Source organism: Sphingomonas sp. Leaf38, from assembly GCF_001421825.1.
Classification (GTDB): Bacteria; Pseudomonadota; Alphaproteobacteria; order Sphingomonadales; family Sphingomonadaceae; genus Sphingomonas.
Genome location: NZ_LMLD01000011.1, coordinates 1243351 through 1262805 on the forward strand (window position 1 = coordinate 1243351; position 19455 = coordinate 1262805).

Sequence of the window (19455 nt, forward strand, 5' to 3'; positions counted from 1 at the left end):
GGCATATTCCTATAAGGCTACCCCGTCATTGAATGCGCTATTGCTCCAACAAATTTTGCGGAGGCGGCGATCACGGCATACACCTCTGGCAGTATCCCAGTCATCTTCAGAACCAAGGCGGCACCTATTGCCTTTCCACTAGTTTCTAGCATGGCATCGGTAAACTTAGTGCCCCTTCCTCCGCCCCAGGTCATCGCCGTTTGCGCAAACTTAGATAGCTTGCTTTGCCCATCTATTACGACCTGCGTGTCAGGAGCGGGGGACTTTGCCTGCTCTTTCATCTGATTGATGGTCACGACTAAATCGGCTAGCTCTTGCCGCGATACAGGGTCATAATCCAGCCCCTCGGGCGGCATGTTGTGCCCGAACAGCGGCTTAGGATTTTGTATAGCTGCAACCGCCGTTTCCAAAGCCGCGATAGCTGCTAGAAAAGCCTCCCGCTCGATCTCAACCTCATTCGGCCTTATTGTTGATACTTGGGGGTTGGGTCGATCATCTCTGTTGACGAATTCATCAGGTCTAGAACGCCAGTTCGATGACATTTCGGATAGGCGCTCACTTATGTCTCGAATAAGCCACGGGCTCATCGTTTTTCCATACCGAGACTGCAAGACTTCACAAGGCGCAATCGTATCTTCCGGCAGCCATCGGTATCTCCGCGTTATGCCTGCCGCGCGCTCAGCCTCGGGATCATAAAACAGGTCGTTAAACCAAGCGTAGGCCTCCGCCTCAAGTTGGTGCTCGTCATGCCAATAGGGGCTACGGCGGGGAGGTTCCAACGTCTGCTTCCAATCTTCGCACTTGGGATCGTCCGGTGTACTAGCGGTGCAATGCTATTGAGTACCCAATACGCTCACGACCTGAAACCGTTATAGTTACGCAAGGGGCGGCCTTCGACGAAGTCGGACGCGGTTCATCCCCATGGGTCCTCGGGGGCTCGCATCATTATGGCACGCCTAGTGCGACCTGCATGACGTGTCACAGTCACCGAGCGATCCTTCATCGGCTCCGTCCAGAATTACCTAACGATGTTCAGGCGCAGGCTGCCAAGGCGCAGTTGCGTTTTTCGACGCGTAGCCCGGTGTAAATGCCAGCCTACATTCGACGCTGGGCAAATAAAAAAGGCCGCGGTGTTTCCACCGCGGCCCGTTCGTTCGATCAGAAAATCGCCAACCCTTACTGGTCGAGGAAGCTCCGCATTTTCCGGCTGCGGCTCGGATGCTTGAGCTTCCGCAGCGCCTTCGCCTCGATCTGGCGGATGCGCTCGCGGGTCACCGAGAATTGCTGGCCGACTTCCTCGAGCGTGTGATCGGTGTTCATGCCGATGCCGAAGCGCATGCGCAGCACGCGTTCCTCACGCGGCGTCAGCGAGGCGAGCACCCGCGTGACAGTTTCCTTGAGGTTCGCCTGGATCGCGGCGTCCACCGGGATGATCGCGTTCTTGTCCTCGATGAAGTCGCCGAGATGCGAATCCTCCTCGTCGCCGATCGGCGTTTCGAGGCTGATCGGCTCCTTGGCGATCTTCATCACCTTGCGCACCTTCTCGAGCGGCATGGAGAGGCGCTCGGCCATCTCCTCCGGGGTCGGCTCGCGGCCCTGCTCGTGAAGGAACTGGCGGCTGGTGCGGACCAGCTTGTTGATCGTCTCGATCATGTGGACCGGGATGCGGATCGTGCGCGCCTGGTCGGCGATCGAGCGGGTGATCGCCTGGCGGATCCACCAGGTCGCGTAGGTGCTGAACTTGTAGCCGCGGCGATACTCGAACTTGTCGACCGCCTTCATCAGGCCGATATTGCCCTCCTGGATGAGATCCAGGAACTGAAGGCCGCGGTTCGTGTATTTCTTGGCGATCGAGATCACGAGACGCAGGTTCGCCTCGACCATTTCCTTCTTGGCGATACGCGCCTCGCGCTCGCCCTTCTGGACCATGTTGACGAGGCGGCGGAACTCGGCGAGCGCCATGCCGGTCTGCTGCGTGATGTCGGCGATCTCGGCGCGGATGCGCTCGACCGCGTCGCTCTCGTTGGCGACGAACGCGGTCCACTTCTTGTCGACCTTGTTGACCGTCGCCAGCCAGTTCTCGTCGATCTCGTGGCCGATATAGCGATCGAGGAAGTCCTTGCGCGGCACCTTGTGGCGCTCGGCGAGGCGCAGCATCTGGCCGCCCAGCGCGGTCAGGCGACGGTTATAGGCATAGAGCTGATCGACGAGATATTCGATCTTGGCGTTGTGGAACTGGACGCTCTCGACCTCGGCGGTGAGTTCTTCGCGCAGCTTCTGGTACTTGCGCTCGTCGGCGGCCGAGAATTCGCCGCCGATGCCCATCGCGTCGACGCGGCTCTGCTGGATCTTGCTGAACTTCTTGTAGAGCGCGGTGATGTTGGCGAACCGCTCGAGCGCGATCGGCTTGAGCTGCTCTTCCATCTGCGCGAGGCTGAGGGTGTTGTCCTCCTCCTCGTCGTCCGACGCGCGCGGCGTGCGGCGCTCGCCGTCCTCGTCCTCGTCGGCGGACGGCTCTTCGGGCTCGGCCTCTTCCTTGAACGAGGGGCCGGCGTTCTTTTCGCTGATCTCGCCGTCGTCGGCCTCGCCGTCCTCGGCCATCGCTTCCGGCGCGGGGTCCTTCGAGAGCATCGCGTCGAGATCCATGATCTCGCGCAGCTGCATCGTGCCCTCGTTGAGCGCGGTCGACCAGTCGATGATCGCGTTGAAGGTGATCGGCGATTCGCACAGGCCGAGGATCATGGTGTCGCGACCCGCCTCGATCCGCTTGGCGATGGCGATCTCGCCCTCGCGGCTGAGCAGCTCGACCGCGCCCATCTCGCGCAGGTACATGCGGACCGGATCGTCGGTGCGATCGACGGTCTCCTTCTTCTTCTCGATCGCGGGGCCTGTGTCGGCATCCGCGTCGGCGGCCTCCGGCTCGTCCTCGTCGTCCTTGGCGGGCTCGGTCTCGCCGTCTTCGCCGGCTTCGTCGTTCTCGACGATGTTGATGCCCATTTCGGACAGCGCGGCGCTGATGTCCTCGATCTGGTCGGACGACATCTCGCCCTGCGGCAGCGCTTCGTTGAGCTGCTCATAGGTGATGTAGCCGCGCTTCTTGGCGCGCGCGATGACCTTCTTGATCGACGCATCGTTCATGTCGATCAGCGGCGCATCGCCGGTGTCGTTCGTCTCGGCGGGTTCCGCCATGTTCGCCTTAGCCATCAATCGCCCTCGGTACCCAACGCTCGGGCGTCTTCGTTCGACTGTACAAGATTTGCAAGTCGGACTTCCAACGCCTGTTTCTCTCTTACCATAGCCACTTGTCGTTCGAACGCGCTTTCGGTGAAGTGCGTCTGCATCGCCGCGGTCGCCTGTTTCAACGCCGCATCGACCTCGGGACGGGCGACCATGATCGCGATCGCCTCGTCGAGGTCGGCGCGGACGCGGTCGGGATCGGCCGTGGTCTGCGTGAACGAATAGGGCATCGTATCGGCTCGCAACAGATCACTCGCGACTGAATTGAAACCGGACCTCGCCAATATGGTGAGAAGTCGCCCGCTATCAAGCTTCTGGTCCTCGAGTGCAACATCGACGACCGCCTCGAACAGCCGGCCGAGCGCGCCGTCGATCATTTGGAGGGAGCCGAGCACCTCCATGTGGCGGGCGATTTCAACGGGATGGCGGATCAGGCCGGCGAGGACGGCCTTGGCCAATACCCGGTCGATTCCGGTGGCGAGAAACGCCTTGGCGTCCTCGGTGACGGGGGCTGCGGGGGGCTTCCAGCCGCCTTTGGGGCGTTCGCCTCTAGGGACGAAGGGCGCGCGGACGGGTTTGAAGTGCTTGTAGAAGCGGTCCTTGAACTCGGACTGGTATTCCTGCTTCACCGATGCGTCGGCGATGCCCTCGGCAAGCTCGTGAAGGCGGCGTTTGAGGCCGGCGCGCTGTTCGGGGGTGTCGAGTGCCTCGGCGGCGACTTCGGAGGCCCAGAGGCGCTCGACGAGCGGTTCGGGGGCTTTGAGCAGCGCCTCGAACGCGGCGGGGCCGCCCGCGCGGACGAGATCGTCGGGGTCCTGGCCTTGCGGGAGCGTGACGAAGGCGAGGCTTCGGCCGGGGGCGAGCAGGGGGAGCGCGCGGTGCGCGGCGCGGAGAGCTGCCTTCTGGCCTGCGCTGTCGCCGTCGAAGCAAAGGAGGGGGACGTCGACCATCCGCCACAGCCGCTCGAGCTGCGCTTCGGTGAGCGCGGTGCCGAGCGGGGCGACCGCTTCGCCGAAGCCTGCCTGGGCGAGGGCGATGACGTCCATATAGCCTTCGACCACGAGGACGCGGCCGGATTTGCGCGAGGCGGGGGCGGCCTTGTCGAGGTTGTAGAGCGTGCGGCCCTTGTCGAAGAGCGGGGTGTCGGGGGAGTTGAGATATTTCGGCTCGCCGCCGTCGAGGACGCGGCCGCCGAACGCGATCGTCCGGCCGCGCGGGTCGCGGATCGGGATCATCAGCCGGCCGCGGAACCGGTCGTACGGGTCCTTGCCCTCGACGTTGATGAGCATGCCGGATTCGACCAGCATGGGGTCGCCGTAGGTCTTCAGCGCGGCTTTCAGCTTGCCGCGGCTGTCGGGGGCGAACCCCATGCCGAACGCGCGGGCGGTCTCGGGCGTGATGCCGCGGCGGTCGAGCAGGGCGCGGGCGTCCGAGCCGGGGAGGCCGTTGAGCTGTTCCGTGAACCAGTCGGCGGCGTCGGACATGACCTCGTGCAGGCCCTTGGCGCGTTCGGCCTTGGCGGCGGACTGGCGGTCCATCGCGGGCATGTCCATCCCGGCGGCCTGGGCGAGTTCCTTGACCGCATCCATGAAGGGGAGGCCGCGCTGGTCGGTCATCCACTTGATCGCGTCGCCGTGGGCCGAGCAGCCGAAGCAGTGGTAGAAGCCCTTGTCGTCGTTGACGTAGAAGCTGGGCGTCTTCTCGTTGTGGAACGGGCAGCAGCCCTTGTGCTCGCGCCCGGCCTTGGTGAGCTTGGTCGTCTTGCCGATCAGCGCGGACAGCGACGTGCGGGCGCGGAGTTCGTCGAGGAATTGTGGGGTCAGCGCCATGGGGTGGCTTTTTCGGGGGTGAGGTGTGCGGCCATGCCCTCCCCCGACCCCTCCCGCGAGCGGGAGGGGAGTAGAAGAGGTTCGACCGAATTCCCCTCCCGCTTGCGGGAGGGGTTAGGGGAGGGGCGTTCCGCGAGCGCGCGCGTGATCTCGGCCACCACGCCCTCCGTCCGCTCCAGTACGTCGTTGTTCCAGAACCGGATCACGCGGTAGCCTTGTTGTTCGATGAAGCGCGTCCGGCGTGCATCGTCGTCGGATTGCCAGCCATGCTGACCGCCGTCGATCTCTATCACGAGCCGGGGCCCGCGCGCTACGAAGTCGCAGATGAACGGGCCGATCGGGACCTGGCGGTTGAACCTGACGCCGCACGTCCGGCGCGCGGCGAGGTGTTGCCATAGCGCGCTCTCGGCGCGGGTGGGGTTGGTGCGCAGAGCTCGGATGCGGGTGCGTTGTTCCAACTCCTGCCTCCTTTGCGGCGCTGCCCTCCCCCGACCCCTCCCGCGAGCGGGAGGGGAGCAGAAGTTACGCCAGAGCCGCCTTCACCAGGCCGCTTGCCTTGCTCATGTCGAGCTCGCTCGCGTGGCGTGCCTTCAGTTCGGCCATTACGCGGCCCATGTCCTTCATGCCGGTCGCGCCGAGTTCCTCCTTGATCTTGAGGATCGCCGCGGTCGTCTCCGCCTCGCTCAGCTGCGCGGGGAGGAAGCGTTCGATCACGGCGACCTCGGCCGACTCCGCGTCGGCGAGCTCCTGGCGGCCGCCGTTCGAAAACATCTCGATCGACTCGCGGCGCTGCTTGACCATCTTCTGGAGCACCTCGACGACCAGCGCGTCGTCGCTCTCGGGGGCCTTGCCGGTGCGCGCTTCGATGTCGCGGTTCTTGATTGCGGCCTGGATCAACGAGATAGCGTTGCGGCTCTGCTTGTCGCCGGCCTTCATGGCGGTCAGCTGCGCAGCCTTGATGTCGTCGCGAATCATGTACTGGTCTTTCAGGCGGTTCGGGATAGCCCGACGGGATAGCGCGTCCGCCGCCCGTTTAACAGATTGACGCTGCGGCACGCCGGCCTTAGCGGACACCACTTAGCGACATCGTCAACGTAAAGAGAGTGCCCAGCCTGATGGCCGACGCCCAGCCTACACCCATGTCTTCGGCAAAGCCCGCGGGCGCCACCGGCGTGCTCGTGCTCGCCAATGGCGACGTGATCTGGGGGCGCGGGTTCGGCGCGGAGGGCCAGGCGGTCGGGGAAGTATGCTTCCACACCGCGATGACCGGCTATCAGGAGGTGCTGACCGATCCGTCCTTCGCGGGGCAGATGATCTGCTTCACCTTCCCGCACATTGGCAACGTCGGCGCGAACCCCGACGATATCGAGGCGGACGACCCGCACGCGCTCGGCATCATCGTCCGCGAGGATGTGACCGAGCCGTCGAGCTTCCGCGCCGTCGAGGGACTCGATGGCTGGATGAAGCGGCATGCGCGGATCGGCCTGTCGGGGATCGACACGCGCGCGCTGACGCGGCGGATCCGGGTTGCAGGGGCGCCGAACGGGGTGATCGCGCATTCGGCGAGCGGCGAGTTCGATTTGGCGGCGTTGCTGGCGATGGCGCAGCGCTGGCCGGGGCTGGAGGGAATGGACCTCGCCAAGCAGGTCTCGACCGAGATGCATTATGGCTGGGGGGACAAGGGGCCCGGTGGCACGTGGCGGCTCGGGTTTGGGTATGGGGATCTCTCGACTTCGCTCGAGACGAACGGGGAGGGGGGTAATGGCCTCGCTTTCCAATCGGATACGTCCTCCCAGCCGTTCGTCTCGAGCGAAGTCGAGAGACCGCATGTCGTCGCGATCGATTACGGGTCGAAGCGCAACATCTTCCGCAACCTCGTCGCGGCCGGCGCCAAGGTGTCCGTCGTCCCCGCCACCGCGAGCTTCGAGCAGGTGATGGCGCTCGCCCCCGACGGCATCTTCCTGTCGAACGGCCCCGGCGATCCCGCCGCGACCGGCGACTATGCGGTGCCGGTGATCCGCGAGCTGCTGGAGACGGGCAAGCCGCTGTTCGGCATCTGCCTCGGCCACCAGCTGCTCGGCCTCGCGGTCGGCGCGACCACGACCAAGATGTTCCAGGGCCACCGCGGCGCCAACCATCCGGTCAAGCGGCTCTCCGACGGCGCGGTCGAGATCACCAGCATGAACCACGGCTTCGCGGTCGAGCGCGAGAGCCTGCCCGCCAACGTTCGCGAGACGCATGTGTCGCTGTTCGACGGGTCGAATGCGGGGCTGGAACTGACCGATCGGAAGGCGTTCTCGGTGCAGTATCACCCTGAGGCGAGCCCGGGACCGCAGGATAGCCTGTATCTGTTTGAGCGGTTTGTGGGTTCCCTCAAATGACATCCGGGGACTGGCTGTATTGGGGCGGGCTAGTCATTTTTATCGTGATTTCCGCGACGCTCGTAATTGTAAAAGCAGTCCGAACGCGCCGCGCAATTGATGCTTTTGATGGCGATGATATCGAATATCTCAAAATCGGAGTCCCAGATTGGCAGGTCCCAGCAGTAAAAAAGCGAACCGCAAAACTCGGATGGGTGGCGGTCGGAGCAGACGACGCTGAGAGCGATGCCAAATACGTAATGTTTAAGCGCGAAGGGGCTGACGCGGCGCCTTTGTCGATAGTTTTACATCGGCTGCATCGAGCGGGATTTGATTGTCGTCCGATGCGTATCGAACCGAATTCAAGCGAGATTACCGCATAATGCCAAAACGCACCGACATCTCCTCGATCCTCGTCATCGGCGCAGGACCCATCGTCATCGGCCAGGCGTGCGAGTTCGATTATTCGGGCACGCAGGCGATCAAGGCGTTGAAGGAGGAGGGCTACCGGATCGTCCTCGTCAATTCGAACCCCGCCACGATCATGACCGATCCCGAGCTGGCCGACGCGACCTATGTCGAGCCGATCACGCCCGCGGTCGTCGCCAAGATTATCGAGAAGGAGCGTCCTGACGCGATCCTGCCGACGATGGGCGGCCAGACCGCGCTGAACACCGCGCTCGCGCTGTTCCATGACGGTACGCTCGAAAAGTTCGGCGTGACGATGATCGGCGCGGATGCCGATGCGATCGACATGGCGGAGGACCGCCTGAAGTTCCGCGACGCGATGGACCGGATCGGCCTCGAGAGCGCGCGCTCGGTGATCGCGCATACTGTCGAAGAAGCACTGGAAGGTCTTGAGAAGACGGGGCTTCCCTCGATCATCCGGCCGAGCTTCACGATGGGGGGCTCTGGCGGCGGCATCGCGTATAACCGCGAGGAGTTCATCGCGATCGTCCGCAACGGGCTGGACCTGTCGCCGACCACCGAGGTGCTGATCGAGGAATCGCTGCTCGGTTGGAAAGAATATGAGATGGAGGTGGTGCGCGATCGCAACGACAACGCGATCATCATCTGCTCGATCGAGAATGTCGATCCGATGGGCGTCCATACCGGCGACTCGATCACGGTCGCGCCGGCGCTGACGCTGACCGACAAGGAATACCAGATCATGCGCAACGCATCGATCGCGGTGCTGCGGGAAATCGGTGTCGAAACAGGCGGTTCGAACGTACAGTTCGCAGTGAATCCGAAGGACGGCCGGCTGATCGTCATCGAGATGAACCCGCGCGTGTCGCGCTCGTCCGCGCTCGCGTCGAAGGCGACGGGCTTCCCGATCGCCAAGGTCGCGGCCAAGCTCGCGGTCGGCTACACGCTCGACGAGATCGAGAACGACATTACCGGCGCGACACCCGCGAGCTTCGAGCCGACGATCGACTACGTCGTCACCAAGATCCCGCGCTTTGCGTTCGAGAAGTTCAAGGGCGCGTCGAGCACGCTGGGTACCGCGATGAAGTCGGTCGGCGAGGTGATGGCGATCGGCCGCAACATCCATGAATCGATGCAGAAGGCGTTGCGCGGGCTCGAGACGGGGCTGAGCGGGTTCAACCAGGTCGATCATCTGGTCGGCGCGCCGCGCGCGGAGATCGAGGCGGCGCTGGCGATGGCGACGCCCGACCGGCTGCTGGTCGCGGCGCAGGCGTTGCGCGAGGGCTTCACCGTCGCCGAGGTGCATGCGATCGCGAAATATGATCCGTGGTTCCTCGAGCGGATTGCCGAGATCGTCGCGGCCGAGGCCGAGGTGATGAAGGATGGGCTGCCGATCGACGCGACGGGCATGCGCCGCCTGAAGAGCATGGGGTTCAGCGACAAGCGGCTCGCGTGGCTGGCGCTGCAATCGGTCAATCTGCGCGGGATGAACCGTGGGATCGCGCGCAGCTCGGGGCTGATCCACGAGGTCGTCAAGGCGATGACCGGCGGCGTGACCGAGGAGGAGGTGCGCGCGCACCGCGTGAAGCTCGGCGTGCGGCCCGTGTTCAAGCGGATCGACACGTGCGCGGCCGAGTTCGACGCCAAGACGCCGTATATGTACTCGACCTACGAGGCGCCGAGCTTCGGCGAGCCCGAGAACGAGTCCGAGCCAACCGACCGCAAGAAAATCGTGATTCTCGGCGGCGGGCCGAACCGGATCGGGCAGGGGATCGAGTTCGATTATTGCTGCTGCCATGCGTGCTTCGCGCTCGCCGATGCGGGCTATGAGACGATCATGGTCAACTGCAACCCGGAGACCGTGTCGACCGATTACGACACCAGCGACCGGCTGTATTTCGAGCCGCTGACCGCCGAGGACGTGCTGGAGATCCTGCATGTCGAACAGCAGAACGGGACGCTGGTCGGGGTGATCGTGCAGTTTGGCGGGCAGACCCCGCTGAACCTCGCGCGGGCGCTCGAAGCCGCCGGTATTCCGATCCTGGGGACGACGCCGGATGCGATCGATCTGGCGGAGGACCGCGAGCGGTTCGCGGCGCTGATCACCAAGCTGGGGCTGTTGCAGCCCGCCAATGGCCTCGCGCGCAGCCGCGACGAGGCGGTCGCTGCGGCGGAGCGGATCGGTTATCCGGTGCTGATGCGGCCTTCGTACGTGCTCGGTGGGCGCGCGATGGAGATCGTCGATACGCTGGGGCAGCTCGAGCATTATATCGCGACCGCGGTGCAGGTGTCGGGCGATTCACCGGTGCTGATCGACCAGTATCTGCGCGATGCGATCGAGGTCGATGTCGATGCGATCTGCGACGGGACCGATGTCGTCGTCGCGGGTGTGCTTCAACATATCGAGGAGGCGGGCGTCCATTCGGGCGACAGCGCCTGCTCGATCCCGCCTTACTCGCTGTCGGCGGAGATCATCGCCGAGATCGAGCGGCAGACGGTGGCGCTTGCGCATGCCTTGTCGGTCGTCGGCCTGATGAACATCCAGTTCGCGGTGAAGGACGGTCTGGTTTACCTTATCGAGGTGAACCCGCGCGCGTCGCGCACCGTGCCGTTCGTCGCCAAGGCAATCGGTGCGCCGATCGCCAAGATCGCCGCGCGCGTGATGGCGGGCGAGCAGCTGAAGGACCTGCCCAAGGTCGACCGGCATATCGACTATTATGCGGTGAAGGAGGCGGTGTTCCCCTTCAACAAGTTCCCCGGCGTCGATCCGGTGCTGTCACCCGAAATGAAGTCCACCGGCGAAGTCATGGGAATCGATCCCGATTTCACGATCGCGTTCGCCAAGGCACAGCTCGGGGCGGGGACGATCCTGCCGACCAAGGGCAGCGTCTTCGTCAGCGTCAAGGACGGCGACAAGGCGATGATCGTCGAGGCGGTGAAGGCCTTGGTCGACACGGGCTTTGCGATCGTCGCGACGGGTGGCACCGCCGATCACCTCGCGCGCGCGGGGCTTCCGGTGGAGAAGGTCAACAAGGTCGCGCAGGGGCGGCCGCATATCGTCGACCGGATCAAGGACGGCGATATCGCGCTGATCTTCAACACGACCGAAGGGTGGCAGAGCCTGAAGGACTCGCAGCCGATCCGTGCGTCGGCGCTCGGGCAGCGTATTCCGTACTTCACGACCGCGCCCGCGTCGCTCGAGGCGGCCAAGGCGATCGCCAAGCTTTCGACGCACAGCCTTGAAGTACGGCCCTTGCAATCCTATTATTCGCAGTCGCACAACTGATCCCGACATGAGCGTGATGTGTGGGCGGGGCTGGTACAGGGCCCCGCGCGGGGAAATGGATTTGGGGACGAGATAATGGCGACCGTCGAAAAGATGCCGATGCTTCAGGAAGGCTATGAGACGCTGACCGCGGACCTCAAGCGCCTGAAAGCCGAACGTCCGACGATCGTCGACGCGATCGAAGAGGCTCGCGCGCATGGCGATCTGTCGGAAAACGCGGAATATCATGCCGCGAAGGAGCGTCAGGGCCAGGTCGAGGCATCGATCTCCGACATCGAGGACAAGCTGAGCCGCGCGCAGATCATCGATCCGAAGGACCTGTCGGGCGACAAGGTCGTGTTCGGCGCGACGGTGACGTTGCTCGACGAGAACGACAAGCCGATCAAGTACCAGATCGTCGGCCAGACCGAGGCGAACGCCAAGACCGGCCGCATCTCGTACAACTCGCCGCTGGGCCGCGGGCTGATCGGTCGCAAGCTCGACGAAGAGGTCGAGGTCACGGTGCCCGCCGGCGAGCGTTACTACGTCGTCTCCAAGATCGAGTTCATCTGAACCCTATGAGTTTTTTCGAGACGCGGGCGACGGCGATCATCACGATCGTGACGGTCATCGTCTCGGGATTTCTGGTGCTGAGCGGGTCGCTGTCCTATTGGGCGGTGAACGCCGGGTTCATTCCGCTGCGGATGACCGAGTACGGTATCCCGAGCGATCATATGTTCGTGATCCCTGCCTGGGCGACGCCACTGACCGCGACGTTGATCCATGGCGGCTGGGCGCATATCGCGCTGAACCTCGTGATGCTGGTCTACTGCGGGCAGTTCGTCGAGCGCGCGCTGGGGACGGTCGGGTTGGTCGTGCTGTACGGGCTTGGCGCGTATGCGGCGGCGGCTGGACATTGGGCGTTTGGGCCCGATTCCGTTTCGCCGATGATCGGTGCGAGTGGCGCGATCTCGGCGGTCGTTGGCGCGTACGCGCTGCTCCATGGCGAGCGCCGCGCCAAGGCGATCGGGCCGGTGCCGGCTGGCGTCGTGCATGTCGTCTGGCTCGCGGCGGCCTGGATCGGGATCCAGTTGCTGATGGGGCTCGCCGGGTTTGGCGCGTCCGTCGGCGCGAGCGGGCCGATCGCGATCGGCGCGCATATTGGCGGGTTCCTGGCAGGGCTGGTGCTCGCACGGCCGCTGTTGCTGTGGCGTTACCGGCAGGCTTGAGGGGCAGTTCGCGGACGTTTCAAGCACGGCCCTCGGCCCCAGTGCTCACGTCATCCTGACGAAAGTCAGGACCCAGGATTACAGGCGATGCCGCTCTTGGCTCTGGGTCCTGACTTTCGTCAGGATGACGCGAGGGGGGATGGTTGCGTATGCGTCGGTCGCACGACGCGGATCATTTACGCTGCGGTCTGGCCCGGCAGCGTCGGCTCGAGCATCCGGTGCAAGTGCACGACCACGAACTTCATCTCGGCATCATCGACCGTGCGCTGCGCTGCAGCACGCCAGGCCTTTTCGGCGCTGGCATAGTCGGGGAATACGCCGACGAATTCGATCTTGCTCAAATCGTTGAAATCCAGGGTGCGCGGGTCGCTGACGCGGCCGCCGAATACGAGGTGGAGCTTGCTCATGCGCTGCTTGTCCTTGGGAGGGAGGTTGCAGGTGCCCTAGCGTGTTCGACCCGCGCTTTGAACCCTTTGCCGGTGTCTTTTAGATGGCCGGCTTTTGCGAAACGGCCTTCGCACCTGCGGTACCCGCCGTGCTGAGCGCCTTGACGATACCGTCGAGCAGCCCACGTGCCTGGCCGCGCGCATTTTCCTTGGTCAGGCCGAGTTCGCCCAGTTCGGACTGGCCGGCAGCCTTGGCGGCGGCAGTTGCCGCGACGACGGTCTCGCTCAGGCGCTTGCCGACGGGGGCGAGCAGTTCCTTCTCACGCGCCGAACGCGGGATGAGCGCGCCAGCGATCGCGCCGACGGCGAGACCGCCGACGAGAATGCCGAGCGGGTTGGATTCGAGCGTGTTGACGACGCGCTTGGTCTTCTCGCGCGAGACTTCGAGGACTTCGGAGGCCTTGTCGCCGGCGTCGTGATACACCTTCGATGCGGTCTCGCGTACGGTGTCGAGACCGTCGCGGACGCGATTTTCGGTGTCGTGAATGGTGGTCTTGGCGTCGGTCATGGAACGGTCCTTCTAATGGCAAGCTGCTCGTCTCTAAACGCGAGCCGGGACTTCATGGTTTCAAGGCTTTCAGCGGCCGCGGCGAAACAGGCCGACGATCCGGTGACGGGCGAGGAACAGCCCGGCGACCGCGGCAAAGCCCGCGGTCGGGCCGGGATTGCGCCGTACCGTTTCGACGCTTGCGTTCAGCGCAGCGGTACCGACTTCGGCAACGTCGCGGCTGGCGTTGAGCGCGAGCTTCCGGGGATTGAGCCGATCCTGCAACTGCCCGAGCGTCATCATGACGCGCTGGCGGGCAAGGGCGGACTCGATCTCTGCGGCGGCGACTTTGGCGGATGTCATGATTCGGGCTCGCTCTTGGTCTGAAGCTTCGACTTACCGATCACCGCGAGGATGCCGGCCAAGGCCAGCACCGCCACGACGACGATGGCGGTCGACCATCCAGGCCCTACCAGCGTTGCCAGCGTCAAGATCGCACCGACCAGCAGTGCGATCAGTGCGGCCAGCGCCAGCACGCCGGCGACGGCGAAGAACATCGCCGCCGACTTGTAGGCGCTCGCCGTCTCGCCGAACTTCGCCTTGTAGACTGCCACTTCCGCAGTCGCGAGGCTGCGCGTTTCGCTCGCCAGGCGGCTGACGATCGTGGACAGGCTCTCGTCCTCACCGGCGATCGTCGCCGGCTCAGACAGGATCGGCTTGGTCAAGGCCTCAGCCCTTCGGGTTGGCGTCGACGCCCGACTGCACCAGTCGCGCGACAACGAACCCGACGGCGGCGGCAGCGCCGACCGCGATGGCGGGCGACTTGCGGACGAGTTCGCGCGCGTCGTCGAACAGCTCGTCAATATCCTTGGCCTTCACCTGATCGGCAAAGCCGGACACGCTGTCGGCCGCGTTGCGCGCATAGCCGCCATATTGCGACCCGAGCTTCTCGTCGACCTGGCCGGCGGCATCGGTCAGCAGCTGGGCGATCTGCTCCAGTGCACCGCTTGCACGCGCCTTGCCGTCCTCGGCGAAGGTGCGCGCCTTGTCGGCGGCCTGCGCGCCATATTTGCTCGCGCCGTCCTTGATCGCCTGCTTGGCATCGGCGGTCTTGCCCGACAGATTGCCGGCTTCGCTGTCGACGGTCGTGGCGAGCTCGTTGCCGACCTGGGTCGTGGTCGTTTTCAGGTCGTTGACGGTATCGTTTACGCTGGAGTCGGCCATGACGGTCCCTTTCAGAATTGTTACGCCCTCAACACCGCCATCGAAGCGCGGTTCCCGAATCGCCGCGCTAATGCACGACACTGGTTCGGGTCAGTCGCCGGGGCAGTCGCGCGATTGCCCGGAATGGCGCGAGGCGATAGAGGCAGCGCGAACGACCCCGCCCCGGGATTTGTAGGAGCATCGTTACGTGACCGCAATCATCGACCTTCATGCACGCCAGATCCTCGACAGCCGGGGCAATCCCACGGTCGAAGTCGACGTTCTTCTCGAAGACGGCAGCTTCGGTCGCGCGGCGGTGCCGTCGGGCGCCTCGACCGGCGCACACGAGGCGGTCGAGCGCCGCGACGGCGACAAGACCCGTTGGGGCGGCAAGGGCGTCGACGGCGCGGTCGACGCGGTCAACGACGAGATCACCGACACCGTGCTCGGCATGGACGCGGAGGACCAGTCGGACCTCGATCGCGCGATGATCGAACTCGATGGCACCGAGAACAAGGGCCGGCTGGGCGCGAACGCGATCCTCGGCGTCAGCCTCGCGGTCGCCAAGGCGGCGGCCGAAGCACGCGGCCTGCCGCTCTACCGCTATATCGGTGGCGTGCAGGCGCATCTGCTGCCGGTGCCGATGATGAACATCATCAACGGCGGCGAGCATGCCGACAACCCGATCGATTTCCAGGAATTCATGATCGTGCCGGTCGGCGCATCGAACATCCTCGAGGCGGTGCGCTGCGGTTCGGAGATCTTCCACACGCTGAAGAAGGGCCTGAGCGAGAAGGGCCTGTCGACCAGCGTCGGCGACGAGGGCGGTTTCGCGCCGAACATCGGCAGCACGACCGAGGCGCTCGATTTCATCATGTCGAGCATCGAGAAGGCCGGGTACAAGCCCGGCGAGGACGTGATGCTCGCGCTCGATTGCGCGGCGACCGAATTCTACAAGAACGGCAGGTACGACATTTCGGGCGAGGGCCGGATCCTCGAGAGCGCCGAGATGGCCGAATATCTCGCCGACCTGACGCGCCGCTATCCGATCTTCTCGATCGAGGACGGCATGGGCGAGGACGATTGGGAGGGCTGGAAGACGCTCACCGACCTGATCGGCGACAAGGTGCAGCTGGTCGGCGACGATCTTTTCGTGACCAATCCGAAGCGCCTCAAGCGCGGCATCGACGGCGGCTACGCCAATTCGCTGCTGGTGAAGGTCAACCAGATCGGCACGCTGACCGAGACTTTGGAAGCCGTGTCGATGGCGCAGCGCGCCAAGTACACCGCGGTCATGTCGCATCGCTCGGGCGAGACCGAGGATTCGACGATCGCCGACCTCGCGGTCGCGACCAACTGCGGGCAGATCAAGACGGGCAGCCTTGCCCGGTCGGACCGGTTGGCCAAGTACAACCAGCTGATCCGGATCGAGGAAGAACTGGGCGACGCGGCGCGCTATGCGGGCCGCGACATCCTGATCGGCGGCTGATACGCTCATTCCCGCGGAGGACGACATGGCACGCGTGACGACGAAGACCAGCAAGCTGCGGAAGACGATGCGCAAGGCCGCCTGGCCTGCGCTGGGGCTGACGCTGATGGCCTTTTTCGGCGCGTATGCCGTGCTCGGCCCGAACGGGATGTTCGCCTATGGCGATTACAAGCGCCAGCTTGCGAAGCGTGAGCAGGACTATGCCGCGCTCGATCGCAAGCGTGAGGTTTTGAAGAACCGGGTTGCGTTGCTCAACCCTGATCACGCGAACCCCGATATGGTCGACGAGATGGTCCGCAAGGAGCTGAACGTCGCGCATCCCGACGAGGTGATCGTTCCTTTGGGGAACTAATCTCTTTGCATCCTCCCCCGCCAGGGGGAGAGGTTACCGAAGGTGACGGAGGGGGAGGACACGGGACAAGCGTTTCGCGTCCCTCCCCCTCCGTCAGGCAATAGCCTGCCACCTCCCCCTGGCGGGGGAGGATCGAGAGCTTACCGGCCCAGGAACGTCAGCAGGTCGTTCGTGAAGCGGTCGCTTTCGGTGATCGTCAGGCCGTGCGGCGCGCCGTCATATTCGACGAGTTGCGAGCCCGCGATACCCTTCGCGGCGGCGCGGCCCGTGGCGTCGATCGGCACGGTCTTGTCGCTCGTGCCGTGGACGACCAGCGTCGGGACGCGGAACGCCGCCAGGTCGCCGCGGAAGTCGGTGTGGCCGAATGCCTCCGCACACCGCAGCGTCGGATGGAGCCCTGCCTGCATCGCCAGGCCCCAGGCCCAGTCGACGACCTCGTCGCTGACCGGCGAGGTGATGAATCCGACGCCGAGGAATTGCTGGAGGAAGGTCTTGAAGAATGCCGGGCGATCGTCCTCGATACCCGCGCCGATTCCCGCGAGCGTCTCTTCGTCGACGCCATCGGGATTATCGTCGGTCTTGAGCATGTACGGCACGACCGACGAGATCAGCCCCGCGGCGACCACGCCCTTGCCGTCGTAGCGGCTCATGTAGCGCGCGATCTCGCCGCCGCCCATCGAGAAGCCGACGATCGTCGCGTCGGTGTTGGCACCGGTCGCTTCCATCACGTCGGCCAGATCGTCGGTGAGCGTGTCATAGTCGTAACCGCTCCAGGGCTGGCCCGAGCGGCCGAACCCGCGGCGGTCATACGCGATCGCGCGGAAGCCGGCCTGTGCCAAGGCCATCGCCTGCGCGTCCCAGCTGTCGGCGTTGAGGGGCCAGCCATGCGTGAGGATAACCGGACGTCCGGTGCCCCAGTCCTTGACGTAAATATCTGTACCGTCGCGGGTTTTTACATAGGGCATCGCAATTCTCCGGTCTGTTCTGGCAGATGCAAGGTAAACGGCTCACCGCGGGGGCCGTTCCGCACGCTGGCGTACCGAGGCGTCGGCTGGCAGCATGGCGCCGGACGAATCGGAATTGGAGACAGGATGCGGATCGGACTTTTGACGACGGCGATGGGCGCGGCGCTTGCGCTCGGCGCGTGCGGACCCGCGCAGACCATGTCTAATACGCAGGCGGTTGCGCCTGCACCGACGCCCGCTGCGAAGAGCGAGTGGGCCGGGTTCCGCGATGGCTTCATCGACGGTTGGTTCAGGATCGATCCGGCCAATGCGGTCTATCAGGGCAAGCACGACTATGACGGCGGGCTCGGCGACTGGAGTGCTGCGGGGTTGAAGCGGCAGGCCGACTTCCTGCACACTGCAATCGACAAGGCGGGGGCGTTCAAGGACCTGAAGCCGAGCGAGGCGTTCGAGCGCGACTATCTGGTGCAGGTCGCCAAGGGCAAGCTGTTCTGGCTGGAAGACGCGGATCAGCCGCATCGCAACCCGGCATGGTATGTCGGCGCGGGGCTCGATCCGAACGTCTATATCGCGCGCAACTATGCCGATGCGCCGACCCGGATGAAGGCGCTGACTGCGTTCCTGCAGAAGATCCCCGCGGCGACGGGCAACATCAAGGCGAACCTCAAGACGCCGATGCCGCTGAGCTTCGTCAACTATGGTGCGGCGGCGTTTAACGGCTTTGCAGACTATTATTCGGGCGACGCGGTGAAGGCGTTCGCGAACGTCAAGGATGCCGCGGCGCAGAAGCAGCTCACGGATGCGGCGCAGGCGGCGTCGAAGGCGATGCGCGATCTGGGCACTTGGACCGAGGGCCAGCGGGCGACCGCGACGCAGGATTTCGCACTGGGGGCCGACACGTTCGCGCGGATGGTCGCGATGACCGAGGGCGTGGATACGCCGCTCGACCAGCTCGAGGCGGCGGGCGTCGCCGATCTGAAGCGCAACCAGGCGGCGCTGGCGCAGGCGTGCGGCGTGTTCGCCAAGGGACAGACGATCCTCGCGTGCATGGACAAGATGAACGCGAACAAGCCCGTTGGTGGCCCGGTGGCGGAGGCGCGGCGGCAGATCCCGAGCTTGCGCAAGTTCGTGGTCGATCACGATCTGCTGACGATCCCGGGCACCGAGCAGGCGCTGGTCGAGGAATCGCCGCCCTATAACCGGCAGAATTCGGCGTATATCGATCCGCCGGGGCCGTTCGAGACGGGCGTGCCGTCGATCTACTATATCTCGCCGCCCGATCCGAGCTGGACCAAGGCGGTGCAGAACGCGTTCGTGCCCGGCAAGAACGACCTGCTGTTCACCTCGGTGCACGAGGTCATGCCGGGGCATTTCGTCCAGTTCCTCCACGCCAACCGCTCGCCGTCGCTCTTCGGGCGGCTGTTCGTCGGCTATGCGTTTGCCGAAGGCTGGGCGCATTATGCCGAGGAGATGATGTGGGAGGCGGGGCTCAATAGCGGTGACGCGGAGACTCATGTGGGGCAGATATCGAATGCGTTGCTGCGCGATTGCCGCTATCTGTCGGCGATCCGCATGCATGCCAGGGGAATGACGCAGGAGCAGTCGTTCCGGATGTTCGTCGACGACTGCTATCAGGACGAGGGCAATGCCCGGCAGCAGGCGGCGCGCGGTACGTATGATCCTGCGTATCTGAACTATACGATGGGCAAGCTGATGATCCGCAAGCTGCGCGCCGACTGGACCGCGAGCCGGGGTGGGCGGAAGGCGTGGAAGGCGTTCCACGACCAGTTGCTGAGATATGGCGGGCCGCCGATCCCGCTGTTGCGTGCGGCGATGATGGGGGAGGTTGAGGCAAGCGCTGCGTTCTGATTTTGGGGCGCGCAGTTATTTAGCACCACCCCGGCGCAGGCCGGGGTCCAAGTGGAAAGGCCGCCGTAACAGCGGACTTCGCTACGTTACCACCGTCCCCCAATTGGACCCCGGCCTTCGCCGGGGTGGGGTGTGTGGTTTGAGCGATCGCGCTGCAAACCAAGCTTGTGTCCCCGCGAAGGCGGGGACCCAGGCTGGGCACCCGCCTTCGCGGATGAACATTCTTCTGCTCCCCCTCCCCGCCGGGGAGAGGGCTGGGGTGAGGGGTAGTTCCGGGCGCAGCATTGCTTGGCAG

At 64.6% G+C, this 19455-nt stretch carries 19 protein-coding genes; 8 read left to right on the plus strand and 11 right to left on the minus strand.

All coding sequences use genetic code 11. The annotated features are described in order from the left end of the window. Positions 1–17: 17 nt before the first annotated feature. The 5 genes from ASE88_RS18940 to ASE88_RS13105 all read right to left on the minus strand — a co-directional run bounded on the left by ASE88_RS18940 (position 18) and on the right by ASE88_RS13105 (position 6041). Positions 18–587 (minus strand): hypothetical protein, encoded by a 570-nt coding sequence (locus tag ASE88_RS18940; protein WP_156357023.1) that lies wholly within the window; start codon positions 585–587, stop codon positions 18–20. 589 nt (positions 588–1176) lie between these two features. Next, positions 1177–3204 (minus strand): RNA polymerase sigma factor RpoD, encoded by a 2028-nt coding sequence (rpoD, locus tag ASE88_RS13090; protein WP_056478409.1) that lies wholly within the window; start codon positions 3202–3204, stop codon positions 1177–1179. Next, on the minus strand, positions 3204–5066 hold the full coding sequence (gene dnaG, locus ASE88_RS13095) for a DNA primase (protein WP_056478411.1): 1863 nt from the start codon (positions 5064–5066) through the stop codon (positions 3204–3206). The genes rpoD and dnaG overlap by 1 nt, the downstream gene beginning before the upstream one ends. Then, entirely contained in the window at positions 5057–5524 is a 468-nt protein-coding gene (locus ASE88_RS13100; RefSeq protein ID WP_082466534.1) for an endonuclease domain-containing protein, read from the minus strand. Before ASE88_RS13100 ends, dnaG begins: the two co-directional genes overlap by 10 nt. A gap of 64 nt (positions 5525–5588) precedes the next feature. Beyond that, a complete protein-coding gene (locus tag ASE88_RS13105; RefSeq protein ID WP_056478413.1) occupies positions 5589–6041 on the minus strand; it encodes a GatB/YqeY domain-containing protein in 453 nt (150 codons plus the stop codon). A gap of 140 nt (positions 6042–6181) precedes the next feature. On the opposite strand from ASE88_RS13105, the gene carA reads away from it, so the two are divergent. From carA to ASE88_RS13125, 5 genes are all read left to right on the plus strand, one after another. After that, positions 6182–7447, plus strand: coding sequence for a glutamine-hydrolyzing carbamoyl-phosphate synthase small subunit (gene carA, locus ASE88_RS13110; RefSeq protein ID WP_056478415.1), 1266 nt, complete (start codon positions 6182–6184; stop codon positions 7445–7447). Beyond that, positions 7444–7809, plus strand: a complete 366-nt coding sequence (locus ASE88_RS18945; RefSeq protein ID WP_156357024.1) for a hypothetical protein — start codon at positions 7444–7446, stop codon at positions 7807–7809. The genes carA and ASE88_RS18945 overlap by 4 nt, the downstream gene beginning before the upstream one ends. Continuing rightward, positions 7809–11141 carry a carbamoyl-phosphate synthase large subunit gene (carB, locus tag ASE88_RS13115; RefSeq protein WP_056478417.1) on the plus strand — a complete coding sequence of 1111 codons (3333 nt, stop codon included), beginning with the start codon at positions 7809–7811 and terminating at the stop codon, positions 11139–11141. Before ASE88_RS18945 ends, carB begins: the two co-directional genes overlap by 1 nt. 75 nt (positions 11142–11216) lie before the next feature. Then, on the plus strand, positions 11217–11693 hold the full coding sequence (gene greA, locus ASE88_RS13120; protein WP_055878474.1) for a transcription elongation factor GreA: 477 nt from the start codon (positions 11217–11219) through the stop codon (positions 11691–11693). 5 nt (positions 11694–11698) lie between these two features. Continuing rightward, positions 11699–12349, plus strand: coding sequence for a rhomboid family intramembrane serine protease (locus ASE88_RS13125; RefSeq protein WP_056478419.1), 651 nt, complete (start codon positions 11699–11701; stop codon positions 12347–12349). A gap of 176 nt (positions 12350–12525) precedes the next feature. On the opposite strand, the gene ASE88_RS13130 is transcribed toward ASE88_RS13125, so the two are convergent. From ASE88_RS13130 to ASE88_RS13150, 5 genes are all read right to left on the minus strand, one after another. Further along, on the minus strand, positions 12526–12756 hold the full coding sequence (locus ASE88_RS13130) for a DUF4170 domain-containing protein (protein ID WP_055878470.1): 231 nt from the start codon (positions 12754–12756) through the stop codon (positions 12526–12528). A 79-nt stretch (positions 12757–12835) separates the two neighbouring features. Beyond that, a complete protein-coding gene (locus tag ASE88_RS13135) occupies positions 12836–13303 on the minus strand; it encodes a hypothetical protein (protein WP_056478421.1) in 468 nt (155 codons plus the stop codon). 69 nt (positions 13304–13372) lie between these two features. Beyond that, positions 13373–13645: a hypothetical protein gene (locus ASE88_RS13140; RefSeq protein WP_055878465.1), complete on the minus strand. Its 273-nt coding sequence runs from the start codon at positions 13643–13645 to the stop codon at positions 13373–13375. Then, positions 13642–14007, minus strand: a complete 366-nt coding sequence (locus ASE88_RS13145; protein ID WP_056478423.1) for a phage holin family protein — start codon at positions 14005–14007, stop codon at positions 13642–13644. The genes ASE88_RS13140 and ASE88_RS13145 overlap by 4 nt, the downstream gene beginning before the upstream one ends. Positions 14008–14011: 4 nt before the next feature. After that, positions 14012–14506 carry a hypothetical protein gene (locus tag ASE88_RS13150; protein WP_056478425.1) on the minus strand — a complete coding sequence of 165 codons (495 nt, stop codon included), beginning with the start codon at positions 14504–14506 and terminating at the stop codon, positions 14012–14014. 187 nt (positions 14507–14693) lie between these two features. On the opposite strand from ASE88_RS13150, the gene eno reads away from it, so the two are divergent. Then, positions 14694–15974: a phosphopyruvate hydratase gene (eno, locus tag ASE88_RS13155; protein WP_056478427.1), complete on the plus strand. Its 1281-nt coding sequence runs from the start codon at positions 14694–14696 to the stop codon at positions 15972–15974. Positions 15975–16041: 67 nt separating this feature from the next. Next, positions 16042–16326, plus strand: coding sequence for an FtsB family cell division protein (locus tag ASE88_RS13160; RefSeq protein WP_235518634.1), 285 nt, complete (start codon positions 16042–16044; stop codon positions 16324–16326). Positions 16327–16466: 140 nt separating this feature from the next. Here the strand turns inward: ASE88_RS13160 and ASE88_RS13165 are convergent, their stop codons facing one another. Beyond that, on the minus strand, positions 16467–17291 hold the full coding sequence (locus ASE88_RS13165; RefSeq protein WP_056410958.1) for an alpha/beta fold hydrolase: 825 nt from the start codon (positions 17289–17291) through the stop codon (positions 16467–16469). 126 nt (positions 17292–17417) lie between these two features. On the opposite strand from ASE88_RS13165, the gene ASE88_RS13170 reads away from it, so the two are divergent. Further along, a complete protein-coding gene (locus ASE88_RS13170; protein WP_056478429.1) occupies positions 17418–19160 on the plus strand; it encodes a DUF885 domain-containing protein in 1743 nt (580 codons plus the stop codon). The last annotated feature ends 295 nt before the right edge of the window (positions 19161–19455 follow it).

Coding starts and splice junctions, on each gene's coding strand:
- ASE88_RS13140 (WP_055878465.1), bottom strand. CDS start 13,645: ATGACATCCGCCAAAGTCGCCGCCGCAGAGATCGAGTCCGCCCTTGCC.
- ASE88_RS13135 (WP_056478421.1), bottom strand. CDS start 13,303: ATGACCGACGCCAAGACCACCATTCACGACACCGAAAATCGCGTCCGC.
- greA (WP_055878474.1), top strand. CDS start 11,217: ATGGCGACCGTCGAAAAGATGCCGATGCTTCAGGAAGGCTATGAGACG.
- carB (WP_056478417.1), top strand. CDS start 7,809: ATGCCAAAACGCACCGACATCTCCTCGATCCTCGTCATCGGCGCAGGA.
- dnaG (WP_056478411.1), bottom strand. CDS start 5,066: ATGGCGCTGACCCCACAATTCCTCGACGAACTCCGCGCCCGCACGTCG.
- ASE88_RS18945 (WP_156357024.1), top strand. CDS start 7,444: ATGACATCCGGGGACTGGCTGTATTGGGGCGGGCTAGTCATTTTTATC.
- ASE88_RS18940 (WP_156357023.1), bottom strand. CDS start 587: ATGAGCCCGTGGCTTATTCGAGACATAAGTGAGCGCCTATCCGAAATG.
- ASE88_RS13165 (WP_056410958.1), bottom strand. CDS start 17,291: ATGCCCTATGTAAAAACCCGCGACGGTACAGATATTTACGTCAAGGAC.
- ASE88_RS13130 (WP_055878470.1), bottom strand. CDS start 12,756: ATGAGCAAGCTCCACCTCGTATTCGGCGGCCGCGTCAGCGACCCGCGC.
- ASE88_RS13150 (WP_056478425.1), bottom strand. CDS start 14,506: ATGGCCGACTCCAGCGTAAACGATACCGTCAACGACCTGAAAACGACC.
- ASE88_RS13105 (WP_056478413.1), bottom strand. CDS start 6,041: ATGATTCGCGACGACATCAAGGCTGCGCAGCTGACCGCCATGAAGGCC.
- ASE88_RS13170 (WP_056478429.1), top strand. CDS start 17,418: ATGCGGATCGGACTTTTGACGACGGCGATGGGCGCGGCGCTTGCGCTC.
- rpoD (WP_056478409.1), bottom strand. CDS start 3,204: ATGGCTAAGGCGAACATGGCGGAACCCGCCGAGACGAACGACACCGGC.
- carA (WP_056478415.1), top strand. CDS start 6,182: ATGGCCGACGCCCAGCCTACACCCATGTCTTCGGCAAAGCCCGCGGGC.
- ASE88_RS13125 (WP_056478419.1), top strand. CDS start 11,699: ATGAGTTTTTTCGAGACGCGGGCGACGGCGATCATCACGATCGTGACG.
- ASE88_RS13160 (WP_235518634.1), top strand. CDS start 16,042: ATGCGCAAGGCCGCCTGGCCTGCGCTGGGGCTGACGCTGATGGCCTTT.